Genomic DNA, 277 nt, shown 5'->3' with positions numbered 1-277 from the left:
GGGCAGGAGCGCGCGCAGGCCTGACAGCCCGTGCAGGCGTCGGTCTGGAGGAGCAGCGCGACGCTCCCGTCGGCCTGCACGCCGCGCGTGATCGCCTCGGTCGGGCAGACGTTCGTGCAGACCGGGCAGAAGATGCAGGTCTCGTCCACGACGGGCGACGGCCAGAACACGGGCGTCTCGGGCGCGGGCGTGGGTTTCAGGGCGCGCAGGCGCCACACGAGCTCCTGCGGGACGCGTTCCTGCGGGACGCTCCAGTCCACGAACGGGAGGGGCTGCT

At 73.3% G+C, this 277-nt stretch carries 1 protein-coding gene; it reads right to left on the bottom strand.

Features of this window, described 5'->3' with window-relative positions:
* Positions 1–277, bottom strand: a 277-nt coding sequence (locus tag DEIPI_RS27745) for a 4Fe-4S dicluster domain-containing protein (RefSeq protein ID WP_157463404.1), incomplete at both ends; no start/stop codon positions are given.

The organism is Deinococcus pimensis DSM 21231 (assembly GCF_000519345.1).
GTDB classification, from domain to species: Bacteria; Deinococcota; Deinococci; order Deinococcales; family Deinococcaceae; genus Deinococcus_A; species Deinococcus_A pimensis.
This window is presented reverse-complemented; position numbering and strand designations above follow the sequence as displayed.